The sequence below is a fragment of the Frigoribacterium sp. PvP054 genome, from assembly GCF_040547465.1.
In the GTDB taxonomy this organism is placed as follows: Bacteria; Actinomycetota; Actinomycetes; order Actinomycetales; family Microbacteriaceae; genus Frigoribacterium.
Genome location: NZ_JBEPPU010000001.1, coordinates 439,823 through 454,523, shown reverse-complemented (window position 1 = coordinate 454,523; position 14,701 = coordinate 439,823). Strand labels below are relative to the sequence as shown.

General features: G+C 71.9%; 12 protein-coding genes and 1 tRNA gene. 10 read left to right on the top strand and 3 right to left on the bottom strand.

The genetic code is table 11. The features are described 5' to 3' along the window. Positions 1-15: 15 nt before the first annotated feature. Positions 16-2,544 (top strand): DNA polymerase III subunit gamma and tau, encoded by a 2,529-nt coding sequence (locus ABID81_RS02070; protein WP_354593172.1) that lies wholly within the window; start codon positions 16-18, stop codon positions 2,542-2,544. Between the two features lie 3 nt (positions 2,545-2,547). Further along, positions 2,548-3,147 carry a recombination mediator RecR gene (recR, locus tag ABID81_RS02065; protein ID WP_043595550.1) on the top strand — a complete coding sequence of 200 codons (600 nt, stop codon included), beginning with the start codon at positions 2,548-2,550 and terminating at the stop codon, positions 3,145-3,147. Between the two features lie 39 nt (positions 3,148-3,186). Here the strand turns inward: recR and ABID81_RS02060 are convergent, their stop codons facing one another. Further along, positions 3,187-3,996, bottom strand: coding sequence for a DUF1206 domain-containing protein (locus ABID81_RS02060; RefSeq protein ID WP_354593171.1), 810 nt, complete (start codon positions 3,994-3,996; stop codon positions 3,187-3,189). A 140-nt stretch (positions 3,997-4,136) separates the two neighbouring features. On the opposite strand from ABID81_RS02060, the gene ABID81_RS02055 reads away from it, so the two are divergent. The 8 genes from ABID81_RS02055 (at position 4,137) to ABID81_RS02020 (ending at position 13,379) form a co-directional block, all read left to right on the top strand. After that, a complete protein-coding gene (locus ABID81_RS02055; protein ID WP_055971466.1) occupies positions 4,137-5,402 on the top strand; it encodes an aspartate kinase in 1,266 nt (421 codons plus the stop codon). A 109-nt stretch (positions 5,403-5,511) separates the two neighbouring features. Next, the gene (locus ABID81_RS02050; RefSeq protein ID WP_354593170.1) at positions 5,512-6,567 is read left to right on the top strand and encodes an aspartate-semialdehyde dehydrogenase; all 1,056 of its coding nucleotides are present in this window, start codon (positions 5,512-5,514) and stop codon (positions 6,565-6,567) included. Between the two features lie 185 nt (positions 6,568-6,752). Then, positions 6,753-8,177 carry a malate:quinone oxidoreductase gene (locus ABID81_RS02045; protein ID WP_488628687.1) on the top strand — a complete coding sequence of 475 codons (1,425 nt, stop codon included), beginning with the start codon at positions 6,753-6,755 and terminating at the stop codon, positions 8,175-8,177. Between the two features lie 105 nt (positions 8,178-8,282). Beyond that, on the top strand, positions 8,283-9,443 hold the full coding sequence (locus ABID81_RS02040; protein WP_354593168.1) for an Rv2578c family radical SAM protein: 1,161 nt from the start codon (positions 8,283-8,285) through the stop codon (positions 9,441-9,443). A gap of 184 nt (positions 9,444-9,627) precedes the next feature. Beyond that, entirely contained in the window at positions 9,628-10,869 is a 1,242-nt protein-coding gene (locus ABID81_RS02035; protein ID WP_354593167.1) for a sensor histidine kinase, read from the top strand. Next, positions 10,866-12,038: a hypothetical protein gene (locus tag ABID81_RS02030; protein WP_354593166.1), complete on the top strand. Its 1,173-nt coding sequence runs from the start codon at positions 10,866-10,868 to the stop codon at positions 12,036-12,038. The genes ABID81_RS02035 and ABID81_RS02030 overlap by 4 nt, the downstream gene beginning before the upstream one ends. Continuing rightward, a complete protein-coding gene (locus tag ABID81_RS02025; RefSeq protein WP_082486345.1) occupies positions 12,025-12,774 on the top strand; it encodes a response regulator transcription factor in 750 nt (249 codons plus the stop codon). The genes ABID81_RS02030 and ABID81_RS02025 overlap by 14 nt, the downstream gene beginning before the upstream one ends. Further along, positions 12,774-13,379 carry a thymidine kinase gene (locus ABID81_RS02020; protein ID WP_354593165.1) on the top strand — a complete coding sequence of 202 codons (606 nt, stop codon included), beginning with the start codon at positions 12,774-12,776 and terminating at the stop codon, positions 13,377-13,379. The genes ABID81_RS02025 and ABID81_RS02020 overlap by 1 nt, the downstream gene beginning before the upstream one ends. 210 nt (positions 13,380-13,589) lie before the next feature. On the opposite strand, the gene ABID81_RS02015 is transcribed toward ABID81_RS02020, so the two are convergent. Both ABID81_RS02015 and ABID81_RS02010 read right to left on the bottom strand, forming a co-directional pair. Beyond that, positions 13,590-13,663 (bottom strand) — tRNA-Pro (locus tag ABID81_RS02015). 78 nt (positions 13,664-13,741) lie between these two features. After that, positions 13,742-14,662 carry a metallophosphoesterase gene (locus ABID81_RS02010; RefSeq protein WP_354593164.1) on the bottom strand — a complete coding sequence of 307 codons (921 nt, stop codon included), beginning with the start codon at positions 14,660-14,662 and terminating at the stop codon, positions 13,742-13,744. Between the last annotated feature and the right edge of the window lie 39 nt (positions 14,663-14,701).

The following is a 14,701-nucleotide window of genomic DNA, read 5'->3' as shown; positions in this document are numbered from 1 at the left end:
GACTACTCTTGGTCCGTGGTCACCGCCCTGTATCGCCGTTACCGGCCAGAGAACTTCGCCGAGCTCATCGGGCAGACCCAGGTGACCGATCCGCTGCGCACCGCCCTGCGCACCAACCGGGTCAACCACGCCTACCTGTTCAGTGGTCCCCGCGGGTGCGGCAAGACGACGTCGGCCCGCATCCTGGCCCGCTGCCTGAACTGCGCCCAGGGTCCGACCGACACGCCCTGCGGCGTCTGCGCGTCGTGCGTCGAGCTCTCGCGCGACGGCGGGGGGTCGCTCGACGTCATCGAGATCGACGCCGCCAGCCACAACGGCGTCGACGACGCCCGAGACATCCGCGACCGTGCCGTCTTCGCCCCGGCTCGCGACCGGTTCAAGATCTTCATCCTCGACGAGGCCCACATGGTCACCCCGCAGGGGTTCAACGCCCTGCTCAAGGTCGTCGAAGAGCCGCCCGAGCACGTCAAGTTCATCTTCGCCACGACCGAGCCCGACAAGGTGATCGGCACGATCCGGTCGCGCACGCACCACTACCCGTTCCGGCTCGTGCCCCCGGCCCAGATGCTCGAGTACGTCCACGAGCTCTGTGAGAGCGAATCGGTCGAGGCGGCCCCCGGCGTACTGCCGCTCGTCGTCCGGGCGGGCGGCGGATCGGTGCGCGACACCCTCTCCCTGCTCGACCAGTTGATGGCCGGCAGCGAGAACGGCGCCATCGAGTACGAACGCGCCGTCGCCCTGCTCGGCTACACGCACGCCTCCCTGCTCGACGACGTCGTCGAGGCGCTCGGCGCCCGCGACGGCGCGGCGGCCTTCGCTGCCGTCGACCGGGTCGTCCAGACCGGCCAGGACCCGCGACGGTTCGTCGAAGACCTGCTCGAGCGCCTGCGTGACCTCATCGTCGTCGGCGCGACCGTCGAGGGCGCCTCGGCGGTCCTTCGCGGCGTCACGGCGGACGAACTCGACCGCCTCGTGCACCAGTCGCACGCCTTCGGCGCAGCCGAGCTCTCGCGGTCGGCCGACGTCGTCAACCGGGCGCTCACCGACATGACCGGCGCGACGTCGCCCCGGCTGCACCTCGAGCTGATGATCGCTCGGGTGCTCGTCCCCGAGAGCGACCAGAGCGGACGCGGCGCCCTCGCCCGCGTCGAGCGGCTCGAGCGGCGCGTCGGGGTCGACGGCTCGGGCTCCTCGTCGGGTTCGCCCGCGACGTCGGCGGGCGCCCGCCCCGCCGAGACCTCGCAGGCGCCGGGGTCGACGGGTGCCACTCGCTCCCCGGCAGCGGCAGCGGCACCGGCACCGGCACCGACCACGTCCACCGCGCCAGCCTCCCCGTCCCCCGTCGAGGCCACCCCCTCGACCGAGGCGGCCGGCGGGCCCTCGGCCGTCGAGAGCGCGACGGCGTCCTGGGCGTCGGCCGCTCCGGCGGCGTCCGCCGGGGGCGACGACTCCTCGGCGACCGAGCCCGCGCCTCCGTCGGCTGCGCACTCGGCCGCTTGGGCCCAGACCGCCGAGGCCGAGCGGCCCGCGGGCTCGGTTGCCGCCCCGGTGACGCTCCAGCAGCTGCGCGACAGCTGGCCCGAGATCGTCGAGGTCGTCCAGAAGGCGCGTCGCACGGCCTGGATGGTCGTCGTCACGGCCACCGTCGTCGACTTCGCCGACGACGTGCTGACGCTGGCGTTCCCGAGTGCGAACGACGTCGAGAGCTTCAAGCGTCCGCAGGGCGCCGCCGAAGGCGTCAGCGAGTACCTGCGGCGGGCCATCGTCGACGTGCTCGGCGTGAAGGTCAAGTACATCGCCCGCGTCGAGGGCGACGGGCCCGCCGGGCCCACCCCGACCGGGGCGCCCGCGCCCGACACGACGGCCTCGACCCCCACGGCACCGACCTCGCGACCCGCCCCGGCGCCCCAGGGCACGACGGCGCCCCAAGGCACGACGGCGCCCGCGGACCGTCCGGCCGGCGGGGCCGCTCCCGCCCCGTCCCCGTCGGCTGCCACACCCGCCGCGGTCACCGGGCCCGGCCCCGAGGCGACGTCCGCGGCCCCCTCCGCCACGGTCGACGAACCCGCCGCCCCCTCGACGTCGACCGCGCCCTCGACGTCGGGCGGCTCGTCGCGAGCGTCGACGCCCCCGACCGAGACAGCCCCGGACCGACGTCCGGCCACCTCGGCACCGGTGACCGGCTGGGACGTCGCACCCATCCCGCAGAGCGCACCGCCCGAGCCCGACGAACCCGAGCACATCACCGAAGAGCCGCCCGGCGGGGTGCCGACGGTCGACGCCGCGCCCCCGCCCGCCGAGGTCGTCGGCGTCCCGGTGGGCCGGCCCACCGGCCCCGCCGCCTCGACGACGTCGGCACCCGCGGCCCCGTCCGCCTCGGCCGGGCCCTCCGTCGCCGAACGCCGTGCGGCGACGGGCGACCCCCGCCGGGGCATCCCGACGGGGTCCCGCTACGGCGAGGCCGTCGTCCGCGAGATCCTCGGGGCCCAGTTCATCGAAGAAGAGACGCTCGCCCCTCGGGTCACGCCTCAGAGAAGCGAGTAGCGCGTGTACGAAGGCATCGTCCAAGAGCTGATCGACGAGTTCGGCCGACTGCCGGGCATCGGGCCGAAGTCGGCGCAGCGCATCGCGTTCCACATCGTGCAGAACGAGTCGTTCGACACGTCCCGGCTCGCCGAGCTGCTCGTCGACGTCAAGACCAAGGTGCGTTTCTGCGAGATCTGCGGCAACGTCAGCGAGCAGGAGACCTGCAACATCTGCCGTGACCCGCGCCGTTCGCCGGCCACCATCTGCGTGGTCGAAGAGGCGAAGGACGTGCAGGCGATCGAGCGCACGCGAGAGTTCCGCGGGCTGTACCACGTGCTCGGCGGGGCGATCAGCCCCATCGACGGCATCGGGCCCGACGACCTGCGCATCCGTCAACTGGTCCAGCGCCTGGCCGACGACACCGTGCAAGAGGTCATCATCGCCACCGACCCCAACCTCGAGGGCGAGGCGACGGCGACCTACCTGTCGCGCATGCTCGCGCCCTTCGGGTTGCGGGTCACGCGGCTCGCCTCGGGCCTGCCGGTCGGCGGCGACCTCGAGTACGCCGACGAGGTCACCCTCGGCCGCGCCTTCGAGGGCCGCCGGCTCGTCTCCGAATGACGACCCGCGCCTCCCGGGCCCTCCGGGGTCGGTGACCGGTCAGAGACGGGCGCGACGCGCCCGCACGACGCAGTACGCGCCGTAGGCCATCAGCCCCACGGCGACGGCGGTCAGCACGGCCACGCCGAAGGGCAGGGCGGCCAGGGCCTTGAGCGCGCCGTCGAGACCCGTGGCCTCGCTGGGATCGGCCGTGACGGCGGCGACGGCGAACAACACCCCGACCACCGCCAGGGCGACGCCCTTCGCCACGTACCCGGTCACGCCGAGCACGATCGTGCCGCGGCCCGCGGTGCCGCCCGGCAGCAGCAGGTCGTCTCGGAACCGTCGCGTGGCGCCCTTGACGACGAAGTAGACCCCGATGGCCACGACGGCGAGCGCGAGGACGACGAGCAGCACGACGCCACCGGGCACGGCGAGCAGGCGGGCGCTGAGGGTCTGCGTCTGCCCCGAGCTGTCCGACGACGAGCCGCGGGCGAAGGTGAAGGCCGTGGCGCCGACGGCGAGGTAGGCCACGCCCTTGCCGCCCTCCTTGGCACGCTCGGCCCACGAGTCCCGGTCGCCTCCCCGGACGAGGGCCGCCTCGAGCAGCTGGAACAGGCCGAGACCCCAGAGCCCGACGACGATCAGCCAGAGCAGGAACACGCCGCCCGGGCGTGAGGCGAACTGCCCGAGGGCCCCGCCCTGGTCGGCCTCGCCCCCGCCGCCGAAGGCCACGCCCAGGGCGATGACGCCGATGACGACGTGCAGCAGGCCGTTCATGGCGAACCCGATGCGGGCGGAGGTCGTGAGCGCGCGGCTGTCCTGTAGGCGGTCGGCCGCACCGCGGGCCTGGTCGGTGGTGTCGGGCATCGCTCCACCGTAGGGGAGGGGCGACGACCGCGTCCCGCGCCCCGCGCCCCGACGTGCGTCACACGCCCCCGACACCGAATAGAATCGCCGCACGCAGGCGTGAGCCGTCTCCGGCGCGCCCAGTTCCCCCAGGAGTCACCGTGAGCTTGATCGTGCAGAAATTCGGCGGGTCGTCCGTCGCCGATGCCGAGAGCATCAAGCGCGTCGCCAAGCGCATCGTCGAGACCCGCAAGGCGGGCAACGACGTCGTCGTGGCCGTCAGCGCGATGGGCGACACGACCGACGAGCTGCTCGACCTGGCCAACGAGGTCAGCCCGCTGCCGGGTGGGCGAGAGCTCGACATGCTGCTGACCGCGGGCGAACGCATCAGCATGGCCCTGCTCGCGATGGCCATCCGCAGCCTGGGGGTCGAGGCCCGTTCGTACACCGGCAGCCAGGCCGGCATGATCACCGACGCCCAGCACGGCAAGGCCCGCATCGTCGACGTGACGCCCGGGCGCGTGCGCGACGCGCTCGACGCCGGGTACGTCGCCATCGTCGCCGGGTTCCAGGGGTTCAACCGGTCCACCGGCGACATCACGACGCTCGGTCGCGGTGGTTCCGACACGACAGCGGTCGCGCTCGCCGCGGCCCTCGACGCCGACGTCTGCGAGATCTACACCGACGTCGACGGCGTGTTCACGGCCGACCCGCGGGTCGTCCCGAAGGCCCGCAAGCTCGACCGCGTGACGAGCGAAGAGATGCTCGAGCTCGCGGCGGCCGGCTCGAAGGTGCTGTACATCCGCGCCGTCGAGTACGCCAGGCGCCACGGCGTCACCCTGCACGTCCGCTCGTCGTTCAACAACAACGAGGGCACGCTCGTCGTCAACCCGAAAGAGGGAGAGAACGTGGAAGAACCCATCATCAGCGGGGTCGCGGGCGACCTCAGCGAGGGCAAGATCACCGTCGTCGGCGTCCCCGACGTGCCCGGCAAGGCCGCGCAGATCTTCCGCACGGTCGCCAAGACCGGTGCCAACATCGACATGATCGTGCAGAACGTCTCGGCCGCCTCGACCAGCCGGACCGACATCTCGTTCACCCTGCCGAAGTCCGAGGGCGCCGTCGTGCTCCAGGCCCTCGAGTCCGACCGGGCCGAGATCGGCTTCGAGTCGCTGCAGTACGACGACCAGATCGGCAAGCTCGCCCTCGTGGGCGCCGGCATGCGGACGAACGCGGGCGTCTCGGCGCGTCTGTTCACCGCCCTCTTCGAGGCGGGCATCAACATCGAGATGATCTCGACCAGCGAGATCCGCATCTCGGTCGTCACCCGGGCCGACACCCTCAACGACGCCCTGCGCGTCGTGCACACGGCCTTCGGCCTGGACGCCGAGGTCGACGCCGTCGTCCACGGCGGCACCGGCCGCTGACGCGACCCGGTCACCCACCGCAGGAGGCGCGCGCGGCCCGCCACCGCGCCTCCCGACCCTGCCCCCACCGCATCGAGACCCTGCACCACCGAACCCCCAGGAGGACCCCATGGCCGAAGGACTGCGCGTCGGCGTGATCGGCGCGACCGGACAGGTCGGCAAGGTCATGCGCACGCTCCTCGACGAGCGCGACTTCCCCGTGGCCGAGATCCGGTTCTTCGCGACCGCCCGGTCGGCCGGGACGACCCTGCCCTTCCGAGGCGCCGAGATCGTCGTCGAGGACGTCGAGACGGCCGACCCCGCCGGTCTCGACATCGCGCTCTTCTCGGCGGGGGCGACGGGGTCGCGGGCCCACGCCCCCCGCTTCGCCGCGGCCGGGGCCCTCGTGATCGACAACTCGAGCGCCTGGCGCATGGACCCCGACGTCCCCCTGGTGGTCAGCGAGGTCAACCCCCACGCGCTCGACCAGGCGGTCAAGGGCATCGTCGCCAACCCGAACTGCACGACGATGGCGGCCATGCCCGTGCTCAAGGTGCTCGACGCCGAGGCCACGTTGCAGCGCCTGATCGTCAGCACGTACCAGGCCGTGTCGGGCAGCGGGCTCGCCGGTGCCGACGAGCTGCTGCAGCAGACCCGTGCCGCCATCGAGGGCGACACGATCGGCCTCGTGCACGACGGCCACGCCGTCGACCTCCCCGAACCGGTGACGTACGTGCGACCCATCGCCTTCGACGTCATCCCGCTCGCCGGGTCGATCGTCGACGACGGCACCCACGAGACCGACGAGGAGAAGAAGCTGCGCAACGAGAGCCGCAAGATCCTCGAGCGTCCCGACCTGCTGGTCAGCGGCACCTGCGTGCGCGTCCCCGTCTTCACCGGCCACTCGCTCTCGATCAACGCCGAGTTCGCCTCCGACATCACGGTCGAGCGCGCCGAGGAGCTGTTGCGCGGCGCGCCAGGGGTCGTGCTGACCGACGTTCCGACGCCGCTCCAGGCCGCCGGGGCCGACCCGAGCTTCGTCGGTCGCATCCGTCACGACGAGGGCGTCCCCGGGCACCGCGGGCTCGCGCTCTTCATCAGCAACGACAACCTGCGGAAGGGCGCGGCTCTCAACGCCGTCCAGATCGCCGAGCTCGTCGCCGCGAGGCGCGCCGCCGTCGCCTGAGCCGTTCCGGTGGGGTCCGGCCGGGTCCGGCCGCCTCCGACGCCGGCCCCGGTCTCTCGACGTCGAGACACCATCGGGCCACGTCGTGCCGGGCACCCGTGGCCCGCCCGGGGCCCGGGCCTAGACTGACCCCCGTGACCGATGCGAAGAAGCCCGTCGACGTAGCCCTCATCGGGGGCGGCATCATGAGTGCCACCCTCGGTGCCATGATCAAGCAGCTCGAGCCGAGCTGGACGATCCAGATCTACGAGGCCCTCGGCGACGTCGCCCTAGAGTCGAGCAACCCCTGGAACAACGCGGGCACGGGGCACTCGGCACTCTGCGAGCTGAACTACACGCCCGAGCGGGCCGACGGCACGATCGACACCTCGAGCGCCGTCAAGGTCAACGAGCAGTTCCAGGTGTCCCGCCAGTTCTGGTCGTTCCTCGTCGCCGAGGGCGCGCTGCCCCAGCCCGACGCCTTCATCAACTCGACCCCGCACATGAGCTTCGTCTGGGGCGAGAAGAACGTCGAGTACCTCCGCAAGCGTTACGACGCGCTGCGCGAGCACCCGTTGTTCCAAGGGCTCGAGTTCAGCACCGACTCGTCGGTCATCGAGTCGTGGGCGCCTGTGCTCATCCCGGGGCGTGCCGAGGGGCAACCGATCGCCGCGACCCGCATCGCGGCCGGCACCGACGTCGACTTCGGCTCTCTCACGCGCCTCCTGTTCGCCTACCTGCAGGGCGAAGGGGCGGGCCTCGAGGTCGACCACCGGGTCACCGACCTCACCAAGCTCCGCGACGGCACCTGGCGCGTCGCCCTGCGCGCAGGGGGCACCGCCACGACGGTCGACGCCCGGTTCGTGTTCGTCGGTGCCGGTGGCGGGGCCCTGCACCTCCTGCAGAAGTCCGGCATCGACGAGATCAAGGGCTTCGGCGGGTTCCCGGTCAGCGGCGAGTTCCTCCGCTGCGACGACCCCGCCGTGGTCGGCAAGCACCAGGCGAAGGTCTACGGCAAGGCCGCCGTGGGGTCGCCGCCGATGTCGGTGCCCCACCTCGACACGCGCGTGGTCGACGGCCGGGCCAGCCTCATGTTCGGGCCCTACGCCGGCTTCAGCCCCAAGTTCTTGAAGCACGGTTCGCTGCTCGACCTCTTCGCCTCGATCCGCCCGCACAACCTCTACCCGATGATCCGGGCCGGGCTCGCCAACCTGTCGTTGGTGAAGTACCTCGTGGGCCAGCTCGCCGCGAGCAAGCAGGCCAAGTTCGAGTCGCTCCGGGAGTTCATGCCCGACGCCGACCCGAAGGATTGGTACCGCATCACGGCCGGGCAGCGCGTGCAGGTCATCAAGAAGGACGCGAAGAAGGGCGGGGTGCTGCAGTTCGGCACCGAGGTCATCACGGCGGGCGACGGCACCATCGCCGGCCTCCTGGGCGCGTCTCCCGGTGCGTCGACCGCCGTGCCGATCATGCTCACCGTGCTCGAGCGGTGCTTCCCCGACCGCATCGCGGCCTGGAAGCCCCGTCTCAACGCGATGATCCCGACCTACGGCGACGACCTGTCGTCCGACGAGCGGCGTGCGGCGTCGACCATCGGGGCGACGGCCGAGGCCCTCGGCATCCACGCCTGACGCGCCTCCCCGTCCTCCGTCCGCCGTCGCCCCCGGGGCGACCCGGCGGCGAGGGCAGGCCCCGACCGGCTTGACCCCCGTTCGAACGTGTGTTCGAATGGGGCCATGCGATGGTCAGAGCAAGCGGTCGACACCGAGAAGGCGTCGGCCCTGCCCGGCCTGGCACGCCTGAACAACCTCATCACCTCGGTCACGACGCCCGAGTTCGCCGGGGTGACCTTCCACGAGGTGGTCGCGAAGAGCGCTCTGAACCGCGTCCCGGGTGGCGACTCGGCCCTGCCGTTCGGTTGGACCATCAACCCGTACCGGGGGTGCAGTCACGCCTGCGTCTACTGCTTCGCCCGTCCCACCCACGAGTACCTCGACCTCGACGGCGGCGACGACTTCGACCGGCAGATCGTCGTGAAGGTGAACGTCGCCGAGGTGCTCGCGCGCGAACTGCACCGACCGACGTGGCAGCACCACCCGGTGGCCCTCGGCACGAACACCGACCCGTACCAGCGGGCCGAGGGGCGCTACCGCCTGATGCCCGGCATCATCGCCGCCCTGGCCGACTCGGGCACGCCCTTCAGCATTCTCACCAAGGGCACGTTGTTGCGGCGCGACCTGCCCCTGCTCGCCGAGGCCGCAGAGCACGTGCCCGTCGACCTGGCCATGTCGATCGCGATCCACGACGACGACCTGCAGCAGTTCGTCGAGCCGGGCACGCCGACGACCGCCGCCCGCCTGGCCACCGTCGCGGCGGCCCGCGACCTCGGGCTGTCCTGCTCCGTGTTCATGATGCCCGTCCTGCCGTACCTGACCGACGGGCTCGACCACCTGCACGCGGCGTTCGCCGCCGTGCGCGACTCGGGTGCCTCGAGCGTCATGTACAGCGCACTCCACCTCAAGCCCGGCGTCCGAGAGTGGTGGTTCGCCTGGCTCGAACGCGAGCACCCCGAGCTCGTCCCGAGGTACCGCTCGCTCTACTCCCAAGGCACCTACGCCCCGACGGGCTACCGCTCGTGGTTGGCAGCCCGCATGCGGCCGCTGCTGCGCGAGTACGGCCTCGAGAAGGGGCGAGCCGACCCGTCCACCGGGTCGATGCGCTCGGCCGCCCTCGACGACAGCGCACGATCGCTGCGGTTGATGGGGCTGAACGGCCGGGCCGGTGGTCCGGCGGTCGACGCCGTGCCGGCCGAGTCCGGGTCGTCACGAGCTCCGCGCGCGCTGATCGCCCACGAGCTCCCGGGCGGTGCCCGGTCCCCTCAGCCCCGGTTGTTCTGACCCGATCCGAGGGGGGGTGTCCGGCCGGGCGCGCCCCAGCTGTGCCCCGACCCGACCGAACGGGGCACAAACGGCGGCTCCGACCCGCATGACCCCGTCGATGTCACCACATGTCGGGGTACACCCGTGGTCAGGCTTCTGCCATGATCTCTCCAGACGACGAACGAGCCGATCAGGAGGCCTCATGCTGCTCGGCCTCCCGGCCCACCTCGCACCGGCGGCCCTCGGGGACTCCGTGTCGAGGGCGTGCCACGCCATCGCGGCCACCGTGCTGGTCGCCGCGGCGGCCCTCCTGCTCGTGAAACAGGTCGCCTCGCCGAGCCTGCTCCTCTGGCCGGCGCTGGCGTCGCTCGTCCCGGTGCTCGCGCTGCTCGTCGTCGTCGAACGGACGAGGTCGACGACGGCCCACCTCGCCTACCTGATCGTGGGGACGGCCTCCCTCTACTGGTACGCCGTCACCCTGTTCGCCCAGGTGGCCTCGGTACAGGCGTCCGACGCGTTCTCGTTGTCCCTGCCGAAGATCGCCCTTGTGATGGTGGGCAGCACGGCCCTCGGCCCTCGACGCGGGTTGCTCTGGTCGGCGGCGGGGTACGCGGCCGGCGAGCTCGCCACGCAACTGGCGACCCGGCACACGGGCGCCTCCCTTCGACTCGACGTGACCACGCTGCTGGCCTTCGTCCTCGTCGCGATCGTGTCGGTCCACGCCGAGGCATCCCGCGGTCGGGCCCGACGGGCGCAGCCGAGACTCCATCGGGCGGCGCTCGAGCAGCAGGTGCAACGGCTCCGTGCCGACGTCGAGGGCCAGGCGGCGGCCCTCGTCCACGACACGGTCCTCGGGCACCTCGCGGCGGTGGCCGCGGCCGGCCCGGGGCCGTTGTCCGCACAGGCGGCGCGGTCGATCTCCGACGACCTCGAGGTGCTCGTGGGGCGGGACTGGCTGTCGCCGGGCGGCGGCACCCCCGACGAGGCCGTCGCGGCGGCGGACGGCTGGGAGCGCAGTCGCCTGCACGCCGCCGTCGAACAGGCGCGTGGCGACGGCCTCGAGGTCGCCGTGACGGGCGACGTCTCGTCGGTCGGTCGCCTCGACGGCGCCACGGCGGACGCCCTCGGCCTCGCCGTCGCGCAGTGCCTGGTCAACGTGGGTCGGCACAGTGGCGTCGACCGTGCCGAGATCGTGGTCTTCGGCGACGGCACCGACCTCACCGTGATGGTGATCGACGACGGCGTCGGGTTCGACCAGGCGGCGGTGGCCCCCGATCGACTGGGGCTGACGAACTCGGTCGAGGCCCGCCTGGGCCGTGTCGACGGCCACGTGCAGATCTGGTCGTCGCCCGGCAGCGGCACGTCGATCGTCCTGAGGGTCCCTTTCGCCCCCGCGAGTCCGGAGCCCCTCGGCGTCGGCACCGAGGGCGGCGTGTCGGCATGACCGACGGTGCCGCTCCTCGGACGAGCGCCCGCGCCTCCGTCCGGACGCCGCAGGTGGTCGATCCGCTCGGCGCCCTCGCGGCCCGGCCGGTCACCCTCGCGGCCGGGGCCGCCGCCCTGTTGCTCGCGTCCGTCCAGACCCTGTCGCGCGCCTCCGACGTGTCGACGCCCTGGGCGGCGGTCGTGGCGCTGCTGGCGGTGGCCGCGGGCGCGGTGGTGCTCGTCGTGGCGGCCGACCCCGTGCGGGCACCGTTCGGAGCCGGTGCCGCCGGGTGCGTCGCGGCGGCCTGCGCCGTGGCGTCGGTGCTGTCGGCCGTGTCGACGTCCGGCAGCAATCCCTTCGTCCGCGACGACTGGGCCGGGGTCGTCTCGGGCGTGCTCGTGCTCGGCCTCGCCCCGTACCGGCCCACGCGCGAGATCGTCGTGGTCGGTGCCGCCGTCGCGACGGTCCTCGCGGTCGTGGTCGTCGTCGAGTCCCCGGGGTTCGTCACCACGGTGCCGACCGCGACGTACGTCGTGGTCGCCGTCACGCCGCTGCTGGCCCTCACGGCGGCGTCGGCCGTGTTCTCGGCCGTCTACGTCGGCCACGTCGAGCGCTGGCTCGCCCGCGCGGTCGGCTTCCGCCGCGTGAGCACCGACGACCTGCGGGTGACCCTCGCGCGTTCCGTCCAGCAAGATCGCGTCACGGTGCTGAACCGCGAGGTCGTGCCGTTCTTCGCCCGCCTGATCGCGGCGGGGAGCGTCGCCGAGGGGGACGCCGACGAGGCGCGCCGCGTGGCCGAGGCACTCCGCGCCTCCCTGGTGGCGGACGCCGATGCGACGTGGCTGTCGCGACGTCTCGAGGCCCCCGGTCAGCGGGTGGCGACCGAGGTGGTCGACCCCGGCCGTGTCGCCGACCGTCTCGGGTCCGAGCACCGGACGGCGCTCTGGGCGTTCTTCGCGGCCGTGGACGACCCCTCGGTGGTCGACGCGCGCTCGATGCGGCTCGTGCTCACCGGTCAGGAGGCGCGGGTCGACGTCACGATCGAGCTCGCGGTCGCCTCGTCGGCCACGGCCGCGCGTCGGTCGCTCTCGCCCTACCTCACCGTGCTCCGCCTCGTCTCGGGCGACCTCCGCATCGACCGGTCGCCCTCGCTTCTGACACTAAGGTTTTCTTATGACCAGCACTGAGCCGAGCGGCCGCTCGTCCCACCGTCCGGGCTTCGGGAGGCCCGTCGCAGCACCGTCCTGGGCCACCGTCGGCCCGGGGTCCGAGGCACCGCCGGCGCGACGCGTCCGGCTCGCGATCCTCGACGACCACGAGGTGCTGCTCGACAGCCTCAGCAGCTGGATCAACGTCAACGCCTACGACTTCGACCTCGTGCTCACCGCGCACACCTGGCTGCAGCTGGTGCACAGCGACAACTTCCCGACCGACCTGGTGTTCCTCGACTTCCAGCTGAAAGAGCCCGTCTCGATCGAGGCCAGGGTGCGGACGTGTCGCGCCGCCGGTGCCAAGGTCGTCGTGCTGTCGAGCCTCGACACCCGCGAGTCCCGCGAGCGGGCCCTCGAGGCGGGCGCCTCGGCCTTCCTGTCCAAGACCCTGCCGATGCGCGAGGTCATGGACGCCGCTCGCCAGGTCATGGGCGTCGCTCGCGACAACTCGCCGCAGCGCGACTGGCGTCCCCTGCCGGCAGGCGCCGCCAACCAGACCCGTCCGAAGCTCAGCGCCGGCGAGGCCGAGGCGTTCCGCCTGTACGTGTCGGGCTTCAGCACGAACGAGGTCGCGGCCCAGATGAACGTTCAGTACGAGACCGCCAAGACGTTCCTCCGGCGGGTCCGTGAGAAGTACGCGAAGGCGAACCGGCCGGCCAGCAAGAAGTCCGAGCTGATCCGTCGGGCCGCCGAAGACGGTTACCTGCAGTAGTGGCCAAGCTCTACTTCCGCTACGGGGCGATGAACAGCGGCAAGAGCACGGCTCTGCTGCAGGCCGCCTACAACTACGAAGAGCGCGGGCAGCGAGTCCTGCTCGCCAAGCCCGGCGTCGACACGAAGGGCGACGACGCCATCGTGTCGCGTCTGGGCGTGACGCGTGCCACGGACGTCACGTTCGGGCCCGACGACGACGTGCGCCGGGTCTTCCTCGAGCGTCGGGACTCCATCCGGGTCGAGACGGGGTCGAGCCTGGCCTGTCTGCTCGTCGACGAGGCCCAGTTCCTGTCACCGCACCAGATCGACGACCTGCTGCGCATCGCGATCCTCGACGACGTCCCCGTGCTGGCGTACGGCATCAGGACGGACTTCCGCACCGTGGCCTTCCCGGGCAGCCGCCGCCTGCTCGAGGTCGCGCATTCGCTCGAAGAGCTCAAGACGATCTGCCGGTGCGGTCGCAAAGCCGTGTTCACCGCCCGCACGGTGGGCGATCGCTTCGTCTTCGACGGCGACCAGGTGGCCATCGACGGCCGAGAGGTGACCTACGAGTCCCTCTGCGGCGCCTGCTACCTCGCCGAGTCCGGCGGCCGCCTCGCCTGACCCCGTCGCCCCCAGGTCGAACCACGATGCACCAAGAAATTGGCTCCACCCATAGGTGGAGCCAATTCCTGTGTCGCCCGGAGGGCGAACCGAAAAGCACAAAAAAAATGGCCCCACCCAATGATGGAGCCAATTTCCGTGTCGCCCGAAGGGCGAACCAAAAGCACAAAAAAAATTGGCCCCACCCATAGGTGGAGCCAATTTTTTTCGTCGGGGTAGCGGGATTCGAACCCACGACCTCCTCGTCCCGAACGAGGCGCGCTACCAAGCTGCGCCACACCCCGATGTCTTCGCGTTCTCACGTGAAGCGACTCGACAAGAATAGCCCATGTTCGAGGCTCTCCGTGTCACTCGCCCCGAGGTCAGGCCGTGAGGGTGACGATCACGGCTTCGGGACGGCACGCGAACCGCACGGGGGCGTAGATCGAGGTGCCGAGGCCTGCCGAGATCTCGAGGTGCGCCGTCTTGCGGGCGTGGCTCCAGGTGGTCAGGCCGCTGACCTTGCTGCGGGGCAGGTCGCAGTTGGTGACGAGGGCCCCGTAGCCGGGCACCTGGACTTGCCCACCGTGCGTGTGGCCGGCGAAGACGACGTCGGCACCGTTGTTGACGAACGAGTTCAGGACGCGTTGGTAGGGGGCGTGGGTGACCCCGATGCTGATCGGGTCGGGCCCGCCGTGGTCGTCCTGCCAGCCCACGTTCTCGCGGAGGTCGTCGAGGGCTCCGGGGATGCGGTCGAGCCGGTCCCATCCCCGGTGGGCGTCGTTGACGCCGAACAATTCGAGCCGGGAGCCCCGCAGTTCGAGGGCCCGGGCCGTGTTGTCGAGGTCGAGCCAGCCGAGCTGGTCGGTGAAGAACGACTGCATCCGGTCGACGTCGAGGTCGACCGGGGCACGGTGGACCTTGCTCGGTCCTCCGAAGTAGGTGAACGGGTTCTTGGGGGTGGGCCCGTAGTAGTCGTTCGAGCCGTTCACGAAGACGCCGGGGACGCCCCGGAAGGGTTCGAGGGTGTACTCGAGCGCCGTGTGGGCGTCCTCGTGGCCGATGTTGTCGCCCGTGTTGACGACGAGGTCGGGCTCGAGCACCGCGAGACCGCGGACCCACTCCTGCTTCTCCGACTGCCAGGGGGCGAGGTGGAGGTCCGACAGGTGCAGGATCGTCAGGGTGCGCGAGCCGGGTTCGAGGATCGGCAGCACCTCGTGTCGCACGGTGAAGCGGTTGCGCTCCACGAAGACTCCCCAGGCGAGCGCCCCGAGGCCGACGGCCGCGCCCGCTGCTGCGGTCACGGCCGTCGTCCCCAGGGGGCTGAGCCCGGTGGTCCCGCG

What these genes read in the sequence shown, in the direction of transcription:
- ABID81_RS02025 (WP_082486345.1), top strand. Translation starts at nt 12,025, where the DNA reads ATGACCAGCACTGAGCCGAGCGGCCGCTCGTCCCACCGTCCGGGCTTC.
- ABID81_RS02045 (WP_488628687.1), top strand. Translation starts at nt 6,753, where the DNA reads ATGAGTGCCACCCTCGGTGCCATGATCAAGCAGCTCGAGCCGAGCTGG.
- ABID81_RS02050 (WP_354593170.1), top strand. Translation starts at nt 5,512, where the DNA reads ATGGCCGAAGGACTGCGCGTCGGCGTGATCGGCGCGACCGGACAGGTC.
- ABID81_RS02040 (WP_354593168.1), top strand. Translation starts at nt 8,283, where the DNA reads ATGCGATGGTCAGAGCAAGCGGTCGACACCGAGAAGGCGTCGGCCCTG.
- ABID81_RS02060 (WP_354593171.1), bottom strand. Translation starts at nt 3,996, where the DNA reads ATGCCCGACACCACCGACCAGGCCCGCGGTGCGGCCGACCGCCTACAG.
- ABID81_RS02035 (WP_354593167.1), top strand. Translation starts at nt 9,628, where the DNA reads ATGCTGCTCGGCCTCCCGGCCCACCTCGCACCGGCGGCCCTCGGGGAC.
- ABID81_RS02030 (WP_354593166.1), top strand. Translation starts at nt 10,866, where the DNA reads ATGACCGACGGTGCCGCTCCTCGGACGAGCGCCCGCGCCTCCGTCCGG.